The organism is Spirosoma sp. KCTC 42546, assembly GCF_006965485.1.
Classification (GTDB): domain Bacteria; phylum Bacteroidota; class Bacteroidia; order Cytophagales; family Spirosomataceae; genus Spirosoma.
Genome location: NZ_CP041360.1, coordinates 6,513,745 through 6,532,401 on the forward strand (window position 1 = coordinate 6,513,745; position 18,657 = coordinate 6,532,401).

At 47.1% G+C, this 18,657-nt stretch carries 18 protein-coding genes; 7 read left to right on the top strand and 11 right to left on the bottom strand.

Annotation, left to right across the window (positions count from 1 at the left end):
- Positions 1–96: 96 nt before the first annotated feature.
- Positions 97–759 carry a peptide-methionine (S)-S-oxide reductase MsrA gene (gene msrA / locus EXU85_RS26720; RefSeq protein WP_142775013.1) on the top strand — a complete coding sequence of 221 codons (663 nt, stop codon included), beginning with the start codon at positions 97–99 and terminating at the stop codon, positions 757–759.
- An 85-nt stretch (positions 760–844) separates the two neighbouring features.
- Positions 845–2,053, top strand: a complete 1,209-nt coding sequence (locus EXU85_RS26725; protein ID WP_142775014.1) for an MFS transporter — start codon at positions 845–847, stop codon at positions 2,051–2,053.
- Between the two features lie 153 nt (positions 2,054–2,206).
- On the opposite strand, the gene EXU85_RS26735 is transcribed toward EXU85_RS26725, so the two are convergent.
- The 10 genes from EXU85_RS26735 to EXU85_RS26780 all read right to left on the bottom strand — a co-directional run bounded on the left by EXU85_RS26735 (position 2,207) and on the right by EXU85_RS26780 (position 11,717).
- Positions 2,207–3,010: a ThuA domain-containing protein gene (locus EXU85_RS26735; RefSeq protein WP_142775015.1), complete on the bottom strand. Its 804-nt coding sequence runs from the start codon at positions 3,008–3,010 to the stop codon at positions 2,207–2,209.
- Between the two features lie 133 nt (positions 3,011–3,143).
- Positions 3,144–4,634 (bottom strand): gliding motility-associated C-terminal domain-containing protein, encoded by a 1,491-nt coding sequence (locus EXU85_RS26740; protein ID WP_246859262.1) that lies wholly within the window; start codon positions 4,632–4,634, stop codon positions 3,144–3,146.
- 189 nt (positions 4,635–4,823) lie between these two features.
- Entirely contained in the window at positions 4,824–5,393 is a 570-nt protein-coding gene (locus EXU85_RS26745) for a YdeI family protein (protein WP_142775017.1), read from the bottom strand.
- Complete coding sequence (locus EXU85_RS26750) at positions 5,390–5,944, bottom strand: pyridoxamine 5'-phosphate oxidase family protein (protein ID WP_142776846.1); 555 nt, start codon at positions 5,942–5,944, stop codon at positions 5,390–5,392. Before EXU85_RS26750 ends, EXU85_RS26745 begins: the two co-directional genes overlap by 4 nt.
- Before the next feature lie 114 nt (positions 5,945–6,058).
- Entirely contained in the window at positions 6,059–7,048 is a 990-nt protein-coding gene (locus EXU85_RS26755) for a phosphotransferase (RefSeq protein ID WP_142775018.1), read from the bottom strand.
- Between the two features lie 64 nt (positions 7,049–7,112).
- On the bottom strand, positions 7,113–7,316 hold the full coding sequence (locus EXU85_RS26760; RefSeq protein ID WP_142775019.1) for a hypothetical protein: 204 nt from the start codon (positions 7,314–7,316) through the stop codon (positions 7,113–7,115).
- A 61-nt stretch (positions 7,317–7,377) separates the two neighbouring features.
- Positions 7,378–8,040: a hypothetical protein gene (locus EXU85_RS26765; protein ID WP_142775020.1), complete on the bottom strand. Its 663-nt coding sequence runs from the start codon at positions 8,038–8,040 to the stop codon at positions 7,378–7,380.
- A gap of 80 nt (positions 8,041–8,120) precedes the next feature.
- Positions 8,121–9,173, bottom strand: a complete 1,053-nt coding sequence (locus EXU85_RS26770) for a sugar phosphate isomerase/epimerase (protein ID WP_142775021.1) — start codon at positions 9,171–9,173, stop codon at positions 8,121–8,123.
- A 122-nt stretch (positions 9,174–9,295) separates the two neighbouring features.
- Positions 9,296–10,441, bottom strand: a complete 1,146-nt coding sequence (locus tag EXU85_RS26775; RefSeq protein WP_142775022.1) for a Gfo/Idh/MocA family protein — start codon at positions 10,439–10,441, stop codon at positions 9,296–9,298.
- A gap of 142 nt (positions 10,442–10,583) precedes the next feature.
- Positions 10,584–11,717 (bottom strand): Gfo/Idh/MocA family protein, encoded by a 1,134-nt coding sequence (locus tag EXU85_RS26780; protein WP_142776847.1) that lies wholly within the window; start codon positions 11,715–11,717, stop codon positions 10,584–10,586.
- 62 nt (positions 11,718–11,779) lie between these two features.
- Between EXU85_RS26780 and EXU85_RS26785 the strand changes: the two genes are divergently transcribed.
- The 4 genes from EXU85_RS26785 (at position 11,780) to EXU85_RS26800 (ending at position 16,707) form a co-directional block, all read left to right on the top strand.
- The gene (locus EXU85_RS26785) at positions 11,780–12,055 is read left to right on the top strand and encodes a hypothetical protein (RefSeq protein WP_142775023.1); all 276 of its coding nucleotides are present in this window, start codon (positions 11,780–11,782) and stop codon (positions 12,053–12,055) included.
- Positions 12,052–13,302, top strand: a complete 1,251-nt coding sequence (locus tag EXU85_RS26790; RefSeq protein ID WP_142775024.1) for a sugar MFS transporter — start codon at positions 12,052–12,054, stop codon at positions 13,300–13,302. The genes EXU85_RS26785 and EXU85_RS26790 overlap by 4 nt, the downstream gene beginning before the upstream one ends.
- A gap of 197 nt (positions 13,303–13,499) precedes the next feature.
- The gene (locus EXU85_RS26795; RefSeq protein WP_142775025.1) at positions 13,500–15,050 is read left to right on the top strand and encodes a DUF1800 family protein; all 1,551 of its coding nucleotides are present in this window, start codon (positions 13,500–13,502) and stop codon (positions 15,048–15,050) included.
- 85 nt (positions 15,051–15,135) lie between these two features.
- Entirely contained in the window at positions 15,136–16,707 is a 1,572-nt protein-coding gene (locus EXU85_RS26800; protein ID WP_142775026.1) for a DUF1501 domain-containing protein, read from the top strand.
- 8 nt (positions 16,708–16,715) lie between these two features.
- On the opposite strand, the gene EXU85_RS26805 is transcribed toward EXU85_RS26800, so the two are convergent.
- A complete protein-coding gene (locus EXU85_RS26805; protein WP_142775027.1) occupies positions 16,716–17,630 on the bottom strand; it encodes an LEA type 2 family protein in 915 nt (304 codons plus the stop codon).
- Between the two features lie 214 nt (positions 17,631–17,844).
- Here EXU85_RS26805 and EXU85_RS26810 point away from each other — a divergent pair, with 214 nt between their 5' ends.
- Entirely contained in the window at positions 17,845–18,615 is a 771-nt protein-coding gene (locus EXU85_RS26810) for an META domain-containing protein (protein WP_142775028.1), read from the top strand.
- The last annotated feature ends 42 nt before the right edge of the window (positions 18,616–18,657 follow it).

Below are 18,657 nucleotides of genomic sequence, written 5' to 3' on the forward strand. Positions count from 1 at the left end.
AACTTCTTTATCACGAATGTATCACATTTCACCAGAAGGAAACCGCGGAAGGTTTTTCATCGTTTATACAGTAACAGTATCCAATCCGAAAATAGCATGAAACGAATTCATTTATATGCGCTTAGTCTGCTCCTGCTGGCAGGTTGCGCACAAGGTCAGTCAAAAGACTATACGCCCGCTAAACTCCCTGCCCTCAAACCCGGTGAGGCCGTTGCTACTTTTGCCGGTGGCTGCTTCTGGGCTTTGGAAGAAGGCATGAACCAACTCAAAGGCGTCCGGGAAGTGATTTCGGGTTATGCCGGTGGTAACGTTAAAAATCCAACCTACGAACAGGTAGGAACCGACGAAACCGGCCATGCCGAATCGGTGCAGGTCTATTACGATCCGAAAGTAATTAGCTATTCTCAATTGCTGGATGCCTTTTTTGCGGGTCACGACCCCACCACGCTAAACCGTCAGGGGCCCGATGTTGGTCGAGATTATCGGTCGGTTGCATTCTACCGAACCCCGGAAGAAAAAGCTGAAATTATGGAAGCGATCAAGCGTACGAATGAATCGAAACATTACGCGAATCGCGTAGTAACAGAAGTGACGCCGATTACTGTTTTCTATCCGGCCGAAAATTATCACCAGAATTATTTCGCGCTGCATCCTAACCAGCCGTACATACAGAGCGTATCCTTACCAAAGGTTGAAAAACTACGAAAAGCTATGGTTGGTCATCTTAAAAATAATACAGCGTTAACTATGATTGATTAGATGCTGACCTAAAAAAGTCAATACAGCATTAATATCAGCTAATAGATTGCAAAAATAGCCGGTCTCGACCGGCTATTTTTGCATTATGAATACAACTGCTTCCTTAAATCGGCTCAACCTGAATCACTTTGTACAGCACCTGCTCGCATTTTTCCAGAATCGACAGGCGCTGGCTGTTGGATTAGTATTCGCTTGCGACAGCATCCTGTTTGGTAGCTGGGTGGCACACATTCCGCATGTAAAAGAAAAACTGCACCTTTCCGATGCTGAGCTGGGCCTGACACTTTTTGCCATGCCCGTTGGATTACTTATTATGAATCCAATGACGGGCTGGATAATTGCCAAGCTTGGTGAAGCACGCGCCTGTTTTTGGTCGGCGGTAGGAATAACGCTGGCCGTTTGTATTCCTATTAATGCGCCCAATACGGTCGTTATGGCTTTTGGCCTATTTTTATTGGGACTATCCAGCGCCCTCATTAACGTAGCCATGAATACCTGTGCTACAAATGTTGAGCGTACACAAGGTATTGCCATCATGTCGTCCTGTCATGGGATGTGGAGTTTGGGAGGCTTGCTCGGTTCTGGTATAGCTGGTGCTGTGATTGCGCTCCATGTATCGCCCCAAGTGCATATGGGGATTATGGCTGGTCTGGTACTGCTCGCTACATTTCTCCTTCAGCCATCTCTAACTGCTATTCCCTCAAGTAGCCGAACCGAATCGGGAGAGAAAGCAGGCTCTTCGTTTGTTCGGCCCAATCTGGATTTATTCCTAATGATTTTAATTGGGCTGGCCGTGGCCATGGGCGAAGGCGTAGCACTGGACTGGAGCGCCGTGTACTTACACGAAACGATTGGTGCCAGCAGCCAGATTGCGGCTTTAGGCTTTGGCGCTTTTTCATTAACAATGACCAGCTTACGCTTTTTTGGTGACGCCATCATTCCCAGAATCGGTGCGAAACGCTGGCTTCAGTTGGGGAGTTTACTGGCTGCATCGGGCCTTGTCTTCGCAATACTTCTGCCCTATCCGCCAACGGCACTGATCGGGTTTGCCTTGCTGGGCGCTGGGTGTTCATTAGGCGCGCCCATTCTCTATAGTGCGTCTATGCGCGTACCGGGTATTCCGCCAGCCGCCGGTCTGGCTACGTTTGCTACGTTTAGTTTTATCGGCTTCCTGGCAGGTCCACCCGTTATTGGGTTCGTATCCGAAGCCTTTGGTCTTTATTATGGGCTGGGATTTGTAGCTATTATTTTACTGATTTCGGCAGGATTATCACGCGTAGTAAAACTGTTTTAAAATGCGTAGTATTGTTAGCCAAACATAAGCCTCAACCCATGACAGTAGCCGTTGCAACAGCACCGAAAAAGCGTACGAAATCTGGGGTGCCTACCTATCTGATTTACAAAATGCTAAACGGACGTTCCCTAGTTCAGCCTTACGTTTACCTGTTTATTGTTTACCTTTCTCTGCTCCCCAGAAAATAGCATTCCGAAAGATTTTCACAAACGCGTCATTCTTAAACAGACCAGGATGATGCCCCATGAAGATGTAGACATTCCGGGCCTTCATGTGTTCGTTTGACCAGATCACGGGGTGATCGCCCCCCATTTTTATCTTTGAATCTGGTTCATAAGTTGCTTCGTCAACAGTAGCCAGCACCTTCACATTCGGGCGTGGACTCTTGTTATAAGTATACCATTCTTCTTTCTCCACTTCAAATGTGGCGGGTACTCCTTTCAGACACTGATGGTTTTTTGCTTCTACCTGAACGGTTGCTTTCGCAAAAGTGGCGATGTAGTTCTTGTAACGAATGCCACCCATAAATTCTGAAAACCAGGGCCACATCTGGTAGCCATCAAACTCACCCAGTAAGGACGCGTGGTGAAAACCAATCCACCCACCTCCTTTTCCTTCTACGATGTATTTCTGAAACGCTTCTTTAGCGGTATCCGTCCACATGTAAGGCGGGTAATTCAGCTGAATAAATAACTGGTAATTCGCCAGAAAAGCATCATTGATCGGTTCGGTATTATCGATATAATCAATCGTAAACTTGTTTTCTAAAGCGAGCTGATCTAACCATTTTTTTGCTTCGGCCACAAAAGGCGCATGAACGCCCCCGTTCTTTTCGGCAATAGCCACAACCCGAAATCGAGGTTTATTTAGTTGCCCAAACGTGGAGTAGCTTAATCCAACGAATAAAAAACTGACTATAAGAACGCGAGGAAAATAGTTTACGAAACGGATTTTCATTTGACTTGGCGATTGGGCTGGAGCGCTTAAGAAGGTTAAAATTGTAGCCTGAAAAGTAATTGGTTTCGTCAACTTACGTCTAATAGACATCAGGTTTTTTCATAAACAGGTTAGTCGTAGTTTCCAGCTATGATCAGCGAATCAGGCTTATAGAACCCTGTTTTTGGTCGGCTTTAACTTTCCGTCCATGATGTAAATCGTATTGAATACTCCAGGCATATACACCAATTTCGCTAAGCTGTCCCTTATAATAGCCGTCCCACTGAAATGGCGGAGTAGTCGTTTTGAAAATCACCTCTCCCCACCGATTAAAAACAGAGAGCGATGTAATAATAAGATCTCCACAGCCATACGCCAGAAAAACATCATTCATTCCATCGCCATTGGGTGTAAAGCTATTTGGTGCATAGAGCAGACATTCGCAGGCTCCATAATCAATCTCAATCGAATCAGTTACGGTGGCACAATCATTCTGAACACTGGCCCAGAACACCCCGGATGTATTCACTGTACGGTCGGTATTGGCAAACTGGTCTTGCCAGGCAAACTTCCCCTCGGCAACCGTGGGTTTTATGGTAAATGTCTCGGCACCACAAAGCTCTTTATCAGGCCCTAACTCCAGTTGAGGAGGCCGAATGAACTTTACCTGAATCGTATCGGTAGCTACGCAACTCGCCTGCGTAACGGTAATACTGTACTGGCCTTGCTGCCTGACGGTGTAGGCCGTTTGTGCTGATCCATCCTGCCAGCGATAGGTAGCTGCGGGAGCAGGCGGAACCGTCAGTAAAATTTCCTTCCCATTACAAAGTGTTGTATCGGCTCCCAGGTCAAAATCAAGTGCATAATCAACTTTAATGGAATCCCGAAGCGTTTTACAGCTTGTAATTACCGTAACGGAGTACTTACCCGGCTTAGTAACCTGGAGAGTAGGCTTAATACTGCCATCATTCCACTTATAATCAGAAGCGCCTGGGGTTGTTGCATCCAGCAGCAAGGTATTTCTACGGCTGCATAGCGTTGTATCGGCTCCTAAGTCAAGATTGATAGGCTTTAGCGCTACATCATCAACAAACAGGTAATAATAACCCAGAAAGGGAGGTGTTTTATAAAAGCTCCCTATGGTCAGGTATTCCTCCCCGCCTTTCGCATTTACAAAGCCGGATATTTTCTGCCATTGCAACTGAGAAACACTTGCTTTAGGCGTCCTGTCAAGAATTTGTGGATTGACAGACAGCATATCTGTTGTAGTACCCGTCAGGGGCTGCTTCGTGAAGGAAGCCCCAATTGTCTCGGTAATGTACTTGGCGGGGGTATCCGTCGCGATATACATCTCGAAGTAATAACATTCGCCAGCATTGAGCGGTTTGGTCAGACGCACCCCCAAATACTCTTCCCAGCCCTGATCAAAGAACAAACGCGCTACTCCCTGACCCGAATGAGGAGGCAAAATTAGCTGGCCAAAATCAAAACATCGGTTATAAAAATCGGGGGTAGCTCTATTGGGATTATACCAGGGCGTGGCTTCTATGAGCAGATTATCCTGATGAGGGCAGTTTCGGTATTGTTCAAAGCTCCCGTTCGGAACAAGATTCTGCCCTATACCAACTCCAGGCAGGCACGTCATGAGCCAGAATAACCTCCAAAGAAGTCCTCTTTGCATAGCCTTGCGTACTACGTATGAGTTTAGGAATTGGTTACTAAAAAAGGGGTATCGAATATACGAACTTTTCAGGCAATACGATTGCTAATCAGGAAAGGTTGCTCCGCTAATACAGTCGTCAATTCGCGACAGGCGATAGCCGCTAGTTTTAAGCTAATAGCGTTGTGACTTGATCTTCTGTCCTTGTGCACTATCACTGATTAATTCATTCAGGCGCTTACTGACGGTTTCTGCTTGTTTGGCACTCATCACCCAGTTGATCGCTACCTTGCGATACGAAGGTGCCTGTTTCTGAAAATACGCCCAGGCCAGTTCATTTGCCTTGAACGCGGCTTCAAATTCGTCAGACAGGCTTACCTGTTGTTGCTCGTAAGCATAAATTTTCGACTTACTCTCTTGCCGTTTGGCAAACGCGGCCAGGCCTGCCGGTTGCATCAATCCCTGCTTCGAGAGTTCATCTATTTTAGCAATATTTACGGCACTCCAGATACTCTTCGACTTTCTGGGTGTGAATCGAATACAATAGCTATCGGGATCGACGGATCTGCGTACCCCGTCGATCCAGCCAAAGCAGAGCGCTTCGTCTACCGATTGCGACCAGGTCATACTCGGTTTTCCCGATCCAACTTTATAAAAGCCGACGAGTAGCTCCGTCGCTTTATCGTGGTTTTCAGTCAGCCAGTCTCGAAAGCCGGCTTGTGTTGCAAAGAAAGTTGGGGTCATTGGGTAAGGCCTACGCTGGTTGGTAAGCCATCGAGGCTCACTAAATTTTTTTCCTGAATATAGGCCTGAAGTCCTGCCTCTCCTTTTTTCTCAGCCCAATCGAAATGAATAGCCCGCTCGCCAACGTACTTGAACAGGGGCACGCCGAATCCGCAGGACGTTTGCACTAAGTCGATCTCGGCCACAATGAGTTGGCGTGTGCTGGGGTAAATGGTAAACTGAGGAGCGTACTCGTTCCACAAGTCGGTACCAGGGAGTACAGTAAACCCTTTCCCATACAACCTGAGTATGTTCGGAGACCCGTCAAATGAGCAGAACATGAGCGTGATCCGCCCGTTTTCAAGTGTATGTGCCGAGGTTTCGTTGCCACTGCTGATCAGGTCCATATAGGCTACTTTGGATTCCGATAAAACCCGGAAACAGTCGAGCCCTTTGGGCGATAAATTAACATGTCCTTCCGCACTCAGTGGAGCTGTACTGACGAAAAAAATATGCTGCTCTTCAATGAATTTCTTGTGAGCAGGCTTAATGGAATCGTGAAACGTCCCCATGGCTTTTATTTTAAGATTAACCACAGAGCGGTGCGACGTTGCGCCACGGGGAACACAGAGTTATTTAAATGATATTTCTCTGTGTTCTCCGTGGCTCTGTGTTTAATAAATTATCTATTTCCCCAAGTTATTAAAATCGAACCAGCGTTTTAGGCGCAGGTTGATAAACCGTTTTAGGTACAGATCATTCAGGAATGTATTGGACCAGTTGTCGAATCGCTCACACTGAACGCCGACGTAAAAGAAGTAAATACTTTCGGCCAGCATCGGCAATAATCGCATTTCCTCATCACTGATTTTCGTGATTGACTCGTAGCCTTGTAGAAAGCTTTCTTTCTTTTTGGTAAACTCCCCCACCTCGGCTTCGGTGCTGTGAATTTGCAAAATGTAGTAGGCGATGTCAAGACATAACAAGCCGTTGCCGCAGAAATCGAAGTCGAACAACGTGATTGTCCCATCGCTGGCAATGTTCAGGTTGTCGAACCAGATATCTAAATGCACGATACCTCGGCGAATTTTGGACTGATCGATACGCGCAAATTCATCCAGCATATACTGCTGTGCCGATAGCATAAACTGGAACTCTGGCGTTTCTTCTGGAAGAAATGGTTTTAGCTTCTCAATGGGATCAACTAAAAGAATCTGGGCTGTATACGTCTCTCGCTCTAGTGTTAAACCCAAGGTAAGCTGATGAAAACGGGCCATAATTTGCCCGAGTTTATAATGTAATTCCTCCGAAAACGTAAGCAGTTTTTCTCCTTCGGCAAATGAGAAGAGTACGCCAAACCGCTTACCTTCAGGTGCATTCAGTTCCTGAATGTATGTCCCGCTGGCATCGGCAACTGGGTAGGAAACAGGCAGTCCATTTTCCTGCAATAGAGTCAACAATCGAATTTCCTCGCCGATCTCAACTTCGGTACGCCAGTCCAGGCTATACAGGCGAAAAATAGATTTTGCCGAGCCATTGGTAACCAGATACGAGTGATTGACACCCGCTTTTAATAACTTACAGCTAGCCTGTTGATTCAAATTATACTTGTCTTGTAAAAACTGGGCAAGGTGGGCTGTCGATAAAATTGACGAAGAAACCGGGAAGGGTTGCATGAATGCATGGTTAAAAGGGCGCAGAGGAGTTTCGCGCCCAACAAGAAAATATCGTAAGTACGTATTATTTAGCCGGATCGTACCGGGCAGCATCAATAATGGACCAGAGGTGAATGATCCACCCCATCAGGAAAAACCAAAGCGCACCAGCCAATACAAACTGTAAAATAGCCATCAGCAACCGGCCCTGTAAGAGTTGCCCTAAACCGGGAATGAAGAAACTACAAAGAGCAGCCAACACGTTGCCACCCGAACCTTGACCTGCCATTAGTTTTGTTAAGTTTTATAAAACTGAGACCTAATCGCAATAATATATAAAAAAGTAATCTTCATTCAGATATAAAGCCCTTCTTTTTCCTAAGTTCTTCTAAATCTATTTTTTTTAGCTCTGACATTTGCCACAGTATAGGATCAATACTCCAGTCTCGAACGTGATCGAACATTGTCTGCCAAAAGAATATTCTAAAACGAATTAAATTATGAATTTTATTCGCAAGTTCAACCAATACTTTCATCTCATCTAATGATACAGATTGGGTTCTAGGGCTATTATCTATGTGGGCGTAAACTTGATCCCTCAAACTAACAACTCGACTAATTAGCTCCTTATGAGTATTTATTAGAATACGTACTTCAGCTACCAGGCTTACAATATCAGATTTTGATTTTACCTCTTCCGTCAATTTATTTTTATTATCTTCCATCAAACTTCTCAAAGTCAATCCATATTCTGATGTTTCTAATTTATTACATAGTTTATAAAAACTTCGTTCTTCATTCTTCTTTGAACTAAATAATTTAGAGAGCTGAATAATAGATATAAATTTCAATTGATAAATGTGATGCTTAAAAAATCCATATTTTTTTATTTGGTCTTCGAAATCATATTTTTCTATCATTAACCTTCTCATATTTCCTAGAGAAATATTTAGGTCAACTATTAAATTACTTTGATCTTCCAAGAAATCTTTTAGCTGCTTAGTTTCTAACATTACCGTATAATTTATTAATATTAAAAAGGTGTCGGGTTTGAGAACCCGACACCACGAATAAAATCACAAATACAGTTCTATTACAACCCTAACACCTTCTTATTAAACGCATCATCAGCACCGGTTCCGGCGAAATCGTCGAAGGCCCGTTCAGTGACGCGGATAATGTGGCTGTCGATGAAAGGGGCTCCTTCCGCAGCGCCTTGTTCTGGATGTTTCAGAGCACACTCCCATTCTAATACAGCCCAGCGATCATAGTCGTACTGTGCCAGTTTAGAGAAGATGCCCGAGAAGTCAACCTGCCCGTCGCCCAATGACCGAAACCGACCGGCCCGTTCGACCCAGCCCTGGTAACCACCATACACGCCCTGCTTACCCGTCGGGTTAAACTCGGCATCTTTCACGTGGTAGGCGTAGATACGATCGTGGTAGAAGTCGATGAATTGCAGGTAATCCAGTTGTTGCAGTACAAAGTGACTTGGATCGTAGTTGATGCCCGCGCGTGGGTGGTTACCCACTTTCTCCAGGAACATCTCGAATGTAATCCCATCGTGTAAGTCTTCGCCGGGGTGCAACTCGTAAGCCAGATCGACACCCGCTTCGTCGTAAGCGTTCAGAATCGGCAACCAGCGGTCGGCGAGTTCTTTAAAGCCCGTTTCGACCAGACCGGCAGGACGCTGCGGCCAGGGGTAAATAAACGGCCAAAGCAACGCACCCGAAAATGTTGGACTGGCGACCAGACCAAGGTTTTTACTGGCTTTGGCAGTCATCAACAATTGATCGACGGCCCAGGCCTGTTGGTCTTTAGGCTTGCCCGCCAATTCTGCAGGACCGAACCCATCGAACATTGGGCCGTAAGCTGGGTGAACGGCTACCAGTTGCCCCTGTAAGTGGGTAGCGAGTTCGGTAATTTCGACGCCGATGTCTTTGAGTTTACCTTTCAGCTCATCGCAGTACGTTAGGCTCTCGGAAGCTTTTTTGAGGTCGATCAAACGCGGGTCCCAGGTAGGAATCTGGACACCTTTATAGCCAAGATCGGCCATGTATTTCGCGATGGACTCAAGGGAATTAAAGGGTTCGGCATCGCCCAGGAACTGAGCAAGGAAAATGCCGGGGCCTTTCATTGTCTTCATAAGTTCTAATTGGTTAAGCGTCTATCAAAAGTTTAAACACAAAGCATACAGAGGTTTTCACAGAGCGCACAAAGTTTCCTCCTTTCTCTGTGAGGAATCTCTGTGCGCTCTGTGTTTAAAAATTAAATCTCCACCCACGCTTGCTTGCGATTCGATTCCAGAATCTTCTCGCAAATTAACAGCTCGCGATAGCCATCAGCGAAGGTTGGGTAAGTTGGGTTCTCCGGCTGCTTTCCGGCTTCAATGGCTGCGTAGACTTCCTTGAACAGCTGTTTCGATGTATCGGGGAAGCCTTCGTTATGACCACCGGGGAATGAAATCACTGAACGCGCTTCTGGGTGCGCTAAGGATGGGTCGCGCATGAACGACTGGTTCGCCCCATCGCGGTTACCGATCCACATTTCGTTCGGTGCTTCTGAATTCCAGGCGTAGGTTTTCTTCGACCCGGCAATCTCCAGTTTCATCTGGTTTTTGCGCCCTGCCGATACCTGCGATACTGTAATGACACCCCGGTTACCATTGTCGAAGCGAAGCAATACGTTCGCATGATCTTCGGTATTGATGGGCACATCCGCGTAATCTTCTGGCTGAAGCATCTTCCCTGAATACGTTTCAACGGGTTTTAGGGGCTTCTTGCGGAGTTTATGAACTGTATTGAAATCAGCCATAACGGCTACTGTTTTCAGGCCGGTGATGTATTCCAGGCTGTCCATTAAGTGCGAACCGATGTCGGCAATGGCACGGGAATCCCCCGATTTATCGGGTTCTAGCCGCCAGTTATAGTCGGTATCGTAGAAGAGCCAATCCTGCAAATACGAGCCAATAATCGAATAGACTTCGCCCAGATCATCCTGCTCCCGCATCACCTTCATCTGACGAACCAATGGATAATAGCGTAGATTAAAATGGACGGCGTTGACCAATCCTGTTTCCTTGGCCAGCTTCACCAGTTCTTCGGCTTCGTGCAGATCTTTTGCCAGTGGCTTTTCGCAGACAACGTGCTTACCGGCTTCCAGAGCCGCTTTTGATTGCGCATAGTGCAGGAAGTTAGGCGTACAGATATGTACCACTTTGATGTCGTCCATCTTCAACAGTTCATCAAACGTACAGGCGCGTTCGATACCCAGTTGATCGGCTTTCTGACGAGCCAGTTCGGTTGTTACTTCGCAAAGGGCGAGGACATTTGTATTCGGCAGGCGACGCAACGCTTCGATGTGCGCAGGGCCGATGAATCCGGTGCCAACGACACCAACATTAATTTTTTGCATTGGTTTGGGTTTTGTAGTATAAATTTTAAACCGCACCAGCGGACCGGCAAAGGACGCAAAGGTATACGCAGAGAGCGCAACGGTAAAAGCAAAAGTTCTTAGCGTTCTTTGCGTGTACCTTTGCGCCCTTTGCGTTTAAATCTTAGGCCACAAACTTCGTCCACTTCTCGTCGCTCTTGTTCGACGCGATGACGGTATCAATGAACGCGAGCCCACGAACACCATCGGCAGCTTTGGGGAAATCGTAAATAGGATCAGGATCACGGCCTTCCATATGCGCTTTTACAGCGTAGGCAAAGTTGCGGTACAGGTTGGCGAAGGCTTCGAAGAACCCTTCGGGGTGACCAGCAGGCATACGCCAGTGAGCGGATGCTGACGCCGACAAGGTGCCTACGTTGGGGCGGATGATGCGCTGGCCTTCCTGAGTCTTGTATTTCAGCGTGTTGGGTTCCATCTGATGCCATTCCAGACCACCGAGTTCACCATAAACGTAGATTTTCAGCGCATTCTCTTCGCCATTGGCAATCTGGCTGGCATGCAAAACTCCTTTGGCACCACCTTCAAAACGTAATAGCACATTGCCATCATCGTCAAGTTGACGACCCGGCACGAAGGCCGTAAGATCAGCACAGAGCTCAGAGATTTGCAAGCCCGTTACATACTCGGCCAGGTTTTCGGCGTGCGTACCAATATCACCCATACAGCCAGCGGCTCCTGATTTAGCTGGATCCGTACGCCAGATCGCCTGTTTGTAATCGGTATCTTCTTCTTTCTTCGATAACCATCCCTGCGGATATTCAACAACAACTTTCCGGATTTTACCCAGCTTCCCGTTACGAATCATATCGCGGGCTTCTTTCACCATTGGGTAACCGGTGTAGTTGTGGGTCAGTCCAAACACTAATCCCGACTTTTCGACGATTTCTGCAAGTTCTTTAGCTTCTTCCAGAGTCAGCGTCATCGGCTTGTCGCACATGACGTGAAAGCCATTTTCAAGCGCCATTTTAGCGGGAGGAAAGTGCATGTGGTTGGGGGTTACGATGGACAAAAAATCCATACGCTCGCCTTCCGGTAAGGCCTTTTCGGCTAAGATCATTTCCTCAAACGAGGTATAAACTCGGTTTTCGGGTAGGTAGAGCGCGTGACCGGCAGCCTTCGATTTATCGGGCGATGAGCTAAAGCAGCCACACACTAATTCGATTTCGCCATCGAACCCAGCGGCCCGACGGTGAACGGCTCCAATGAAGGCATCAAGGCCTCCGCCAACCATACCCATTCGCAATTTTCTGTGCATCAGTGTTTAAGTTGAGTTCCGTAACGGATAATTTACAATTGATTATGAACGTTTTAGTAATAGGTAGTATCATCGGTTTAACAAAATCAGGCCACTCCTGGAAAGGCTTGCCCCTGCTTTATCCGAAGGTTATTTCATCAAGGCGGCTCGTTGCCGAACCTACTCACTTATTTTACGGCTGGAAATTAGTTGTTTTCTCTTATTTTTCGGAAATTTTGCACAAAAACGCTGGTTCAGCGGGGAGTTTATCCCCCTTGCCGCCTTTTGCTTTTTTAATCCAAATAGTAAACTCACTAAATCCCCTCTCTTTCAGAAAATGAATCAAACCGTTAATCCTTCACGGCTATTCCTGGCAAGCTGTCTTGCCATTATTACCACAGCCTTTTCGTTCAGTATACGGGCGGGTATTCTGCCTCAACTAGGCACTGAGTTTGGGTTGACTGCCGAGCAGTTGGGCTTTATCAATTCCATGTTCTTTTTTGGGTTTCCTATTTCGATGATCATTGGTGGTATCGTTTACCATACAGTAGGTCCAAAAATCATTATGCAGGTTGCCGTTGTTGCGCACACACTGGGAATTTTACTGACTATTTATGCAGGTGGCTACACAGGCCTGTTATTCTCGACATTCTTCATCGGTTTTGGGAATGGTTGTACAGAGGCCGCCTGTAACCCAATGATTGCCGATATGTATACCAGCAGCAAGCTGAATAAAATGCTAGGCCGGTTCCATATGTGGTTTCCAGGAGGAATTGTTATTGGTAGCTTAATCTCCAAATTCATGACTGAAGGCGGTTTCTCCTGGCAGGCTCAGATCTGGGTGCTTATGCTTCCTACCGTAGTCTATGCATTCCTGTTTTTCGGGCAGGCTTTCCCAAAGCCAAAAGTGGAAGGCGTTACGTCGTTAGCGAAAAACTTCCAGGCTATGCTAACTCCTTTATACATTGCCCTGTTCTGCTGCATGGCGCTGACCGCTATCACCGAATTTGGTCCTAACCAGTGGGTAGCTGTTGTGTTAAGCAGTAGCGGAGCAGATGCCATGCTGGTATTAGCGTTGACATTTGGTGTCATGACGGTTGGGCGGCTTTTCACCGGGCCGGTTGTGGCACAATTTGGTCAGACAGGCGTATTACTTGGCGGTGCAGTCTTAGCCACCATCGGTATTTATATGTTTAGTACGGTTACTGGTCCAATCGCTTATTTAGCTGCTGTCATATTTGGTCTTGGCGTATGCTTTAACTGGCCAACCATGATTGGCTTTGTTGCGCAGCGGGTTCCCTTAAGCGGAGCACTGGGCATGTCTATTATTGGTGGTGTAGGTATGCTATCAACGTCTATCTTCCAGCCTATCATCGGCCGGTGGATCGATTCAGACCATGCAGCAGCAGCAGCCAAAGGCCTTAGCGGATCAGCCCTGGAGTTAGCCGCCGGTCAAGCTACCCTGTCTACCATGATGACGTTTCCGATTATCCTGATTTTTGCCTTCACAGCCCTTTGGTTTTGGTTACGCAATAGCAAATCTGGGCTTGTCGATGAAACCGTTGTGCTGGAACAACCTCAATTGTAAGCTCGATCAACTCCCGAAACGTTAAGCGTTTCGAGAAGTTTTTTAATTTCAAGACGCCCCATAGTCATCTGGCTATGGGGCGTTTTTGTATGTAAACAAATTAAATATCAATTAATTAAGCTATATTGATTAAACCCTACTGTGCTGTTTATTGTCAGTCTTCAATAAACCTCTGAACCCGTAAAATTACTTATGCCGTGGCTCTACTCGATGCGTATACAAAACCTCTGACGGCAGACCAGGTAGCTTACCTGCTCCGAAGGGCTACGTTCGGCCCTACTTCTGGCCAAATCAAGACGTTTACTGGGCAAACTGCGGCTCAGGTCGTACCGAAACTCCTGGCCGATCAGCCTGCTCCTGCCCTTCCACTCGATCTAAAAACGAGCAGGACATTTACGGATCAGCCATTCGACACAACGAATCAGGGCACATTTGAAGCGTATGTAAAAATGTGGTGGGCCAATCTGATGCTCAACCAGCCAGTATCGCTGATCGAAAAAATGACCTTGTTCTGGTCCAACCATTTCGTCACTAACGATTCAACCGTGAATGACTACCGGTATATGTATCGGTACAATACGTTGCTTCGGCAATACGCACTGGGGAATTTTAAAGCATTTACAATAGCTATTACCCAGGACCCGGCTATGCTTCGGTTTCTGAACGGCAATCAGAATGTGGTGGGTACAGCCAATGAAAATTACGCCCGTGAGCTACAGGAACTCTTTACCATCGGGCGCAATGGTGGGTATACCGAAGCAGATGTCCGGGCTGCGGCTAAGGTGCTAACGGGTTGGGCCGATACGGGTTATCGTGATGTGACTACCGCCACTATTGGTAATACTTTTAGGGCGAATCGGCATGACACGACCGACAAAACGTTCTCGTCAACGTATCAGAATACGGTAATTAAAGGCCGTTCAGGGGCTAACGCGGGGCTGGATGAACTGACCGATCTGGTGGATATGATCCTGAAGAACGTGGAAACGCCCCGGTACATCTGCCGAAAACTGTATCGCTGGTTTATCAACTCCGATATTCCAGACGCCGTTGAAACGAATTTTATTCAGCCACTCGCTGATTTATTTCGCAAAGCTAACTTCGAAATCAAACCCGTATTGACGGCCCTTTTCCAAAGCCAGCATTTCTTCGATGAAGCCCTAAGAGGAGCGGTCATTAAGTCGCCTACCGATTTAGTGGTGGGAACTTTACGTTTTTGGGGACTACAGTCGCCTGACCCAACCCAGAACATAACTGCCTACTACCAAATTGGAAACTACATAAATGCCCGAATTAAAGAAGAACAGCAGGATTTACTGAACCCGCCCACAGTTTTCGGCTGGACGGCCTACTACCAAACGGGCTATTACCAGCAATGGATTAATTCCACTACGCTGGGATTACGGGGCAATTTTGGGGATGTACTTACCAATGGTGCTCAGAAATTGAATGGCAGAGTGGTCGTTGACGGACTGACGTACGCAAAAACAATGTCGGACCCGACTGACCCTGCGAAGTTGGTTACGGAGATGACAGCGCAACTGCTTTCCATTCCACTGGATCAGGTGCAGAAAGATTTCCTGACCGATACGGTTTTACTCGGCTCCATTCCACGCTATGAGTGGACCAGCGAGTGGAACGACTATGTGAAGAACCCGAACGATGCTGCCAAGAAACAGGCGGTTCAGCTAAAGTTAACTACGCTCCTGCAATACATTTTCCGCATGGCCGAGTACCAGGTAATTTAAAACTAAAGAGCGAAAGAGTGAAAGAGTGGCTAGCGCGTCTTTCCTTCACTCATTCGCTCTTTCACTCTTTCGCTCTTTAAACGCCATGAAGCGTCGTAATTTCCTCCGCTATGCGGCTTCCTCGCTGGTGCTGCCAGTTCTGATTGATGGGTACGGGGCTAAGGCCTTTGCTCGTCCATCGTCGTTCATTCAATCGCTGATTAGCCTGGCCGACCAAAGCGATCGGGTGCTGGTAATTATCCAGTTGCAGGGTGGCAATGATGGACTGAACATGGTCATTCCGCTCGATCAAATGAGCGTGTATACAGCACCGAACTTTCGGGGCAACATTGCTATACCGGAAGCGAAAGCCCTTAAGTTAAAAAACTACGCCGGAACCGGTCTGCACCCCGCCATGACGGGTATGCAGCAACTGTTCAACGAAGGCAAGCTGAGTATTGTGCAGGGGGTATCCTACCCAACACCGAACTTCTCCCACTTCCGCGCCAGCGACATCTGGATGACTGCCGTCGACTCCAACCAAACAGCCACTTCAGGCTGGACAGGCCGGTACCTTGACCAACGTTTTCCTGGCTTTCCAGATAAGTACCCCACAGCCCAAATGCCTGATCCGCCAGCTATTCAGATCGGCTATGTAACGGCAACCTCTTTGCTTGGGCCAACGAATTCAATGGCAGTTGTACTACAAGACCCTGAAACCTTCGCCCGCTTAGTGGGGGATAAACCGAACGCGCCCGCCACCAACCTGACGGGTTATGCCGGTCAGCAAATTGACTACATTCGGCAGCAGCAGGCCAGTTCGGTGAGTTATGCGGGGCAGATTAAAACGGCGGCTGGTAAAGGAAAAAATCTGGCAACCTATCCCACCGCAAATGCCCTCGGTGACCAACTGAAAATCATTGCCCGGCTCATTTCGGGTGGGCTGCAAACCAAAGTTTATTACGTAACGCTTGGCGGTTTCGACAACCATGCCGCTCAGGTAGTTGCTACTGATACCACCACAGGCACTCATGCCAACCTGCTCAAAACGCTCTCCGACGCCGTGTCGGCTTTCCAGAACGACCTGACGCAGTTGAAAGTAGACGACCGGGTGGTAGGCATGACCTTCTCGGAGTTTGGTCGACGGGCAATTTCAAACGGCAGCTACGGAACCGACCACGGTACTTCAGCTCCGATGTTTGTCTTTGGCACAGCTATTAAATCGCCAATGGTGGGTAAGAATCCAAACCTGAGCGATCTGGACAACAACAACCTGAAAATGCAGACCGATTTCCGGCAAGTCTACGCAGCCATCCTAACCGATTGGTTTGGTACCGACGCCAGTACTGAAACAGCTACCTTGTTTAAAGACTTTCCAGTTGCTACCGTGTTCCGCGCACCAGCGGTGGTTACCGCAATTGATCCCGGCGCAACCGAAGCAAAGCTCTTTCCAAATCCCGCTTCTGCAGAAGTCGTACTGGAATCAGACTGGCTGGTACAGGGGGTAAAATCTGTGCAGGTGGCCAACATGCAGGGGCGGTTTTTATCGATAGATAGCTCGCGTCCAACGCCAACATCCGTGTTGTTAAATGTAGGAAGTTTACCAACCGGCGATTATGTATTACGGGTTGAAACGGCGCAGGGATTACTGACAAAACGGATGGTTATAGCGCGTTGAGGGTTCGTTCACTTCTTTAGCTTCTTAAAATCGTCCAGCGTGCCGGTTATCGTCGACACGAACTTGCTGTGCTGAATCATGGGGTTGTTTTTTGGATCGATGAGTTTGCTTCGGAACTTAACCTCATAAGGGGTGTCCTTTTTATCGAACAGCATTTTGGGTAGCACACTCAATGTTTTACCGGGCCGGGCTGTCACAGGAAAAATAACGGGCGTAGTAGACTGGGCTTTTATCAGGATCGGCTCCGGCTGATAGCCATCCGCAATGGTCTTCCCTGCAATAGTGACGGTATAGTGCGCATCCGTAATATTGAATGGAAATTTATTCCTGTTCGTAATACTAACTTTAGCTGCGATATCAGTTCGTTTTAACCCCAATTTTCCGAAGTCAATATCATCGATTTTAACCTTTGGTAAATAAAAAGTCGGCATTCGCTTGTCAACGGTTGTCTCGAATGTTTTTTGTCCCAGAATGGGGATATCCAGGGCAAATTTTGTCCGCATTTTATAGTTGGTACTATCAATATCCTTTCGGTCAAGTGTTTCAAGGACTTTTGTTAGCTTCTTCAGCAGCAATTTAGCTGGCAACATCACGACTGTACTATCACCAGCTTTCACCTCAATGGGCTTTTTATACGCATCAACCATCACTGGCGTATTAGCGATATAGAATGTATAATCCATATTGGGCGACTTAAAGCCAACTGGCAAAGGATTATCAATCAGCATATACAGATTCATTCGGACGGTATCCTCACTAATATCTGTAATCGCAAAGCGGGTCATCTCTAACCTGGGTTTCAGCGTATTATCGTACGCACCACCTTCGGCAGCAGCCTCATGCTTTAAACGACTATACCATATATACGCTCCCAGTGCCCCTAGTAACAACAGAGCCAGTGCAATAATCCATCCTTTTTTCATAACGTTCTGTCTATAAGACAATGTAACTTAGGGTAGAATCAGACTGTTCATAAAACCGTTTTATACTGAGAATCAGGACTTATTCCATCAACAAGTCGAAAGTCTGTGACCAAACAGCTTTTCTGATCGTATTCACGACAAAGTATGCTTTTATGAAACTAAACTTTTTCAGGCAACGGGTGTCTTATTGAAAAGAACTCTGATATAAATAGCCATGCGAACGCTCCTGGTTGGCCTATTATTCCTGACAGTAGCCTGTCGCCGTCCTTCTACGCAGTTGGCAGCAATGATGACCCCTGTCAATCAACCCTCCGACTTCAGCCAATACCTGAAAGCAGGCGATGAACTCATTGCCCAGGGTAATGATCCCTCCTGGTCACTCACGATCAATTCCTCTAAAGGTATTTTACGCTTTAAAACATTGGCGGGGGATAGCCTGGTAACCTCCGTGCCGGAACGTCAGACAGACTCGGATGGTACTTTCCGATACAATTCCGCAGGGGGTACCGAAAAAATCAGTGCGTTGTTCCGGTCGGAAAGTTGCGTCGATAAACTATCGGGGCAGCGGTTTGATTACCGGGTTGAAGTCAATTTCAACCGAAAGAGCTATACGGGCTGTGGGGCTTCCTTACAGCAACTTGCTTTACTCAACGACATATGGGTATTAGCGAGTTTTCAGGGAAATCCAATTGCCGCTGGTGGTCCTCGCAACGAACTGCCCCGCCTGGAAATATCCCTTTCCGAAGGTCGCGTTACGGGTACAACAGGCTGCAACCGGCTGAGCGGAACCATTAAAGCCGATACCCAAAAAATATTGTTCGGCCCACTGGTTACAACCAAAATGGCTTGTATGGGCGAAGTGGGTCAGTTTGAAAGTAAGTTTCTACAGGAATTTACAGAACCGCTTGCGTATCAGGTAAATGAGGGTAAGCTAACCTTACTGCGCGGAGGTAAATCTATCATGGTATTCAGGAAAGTAGATTAGTGTCAATTTAACCTTTATTTTAAGCGAACGGCTACAGTGTAG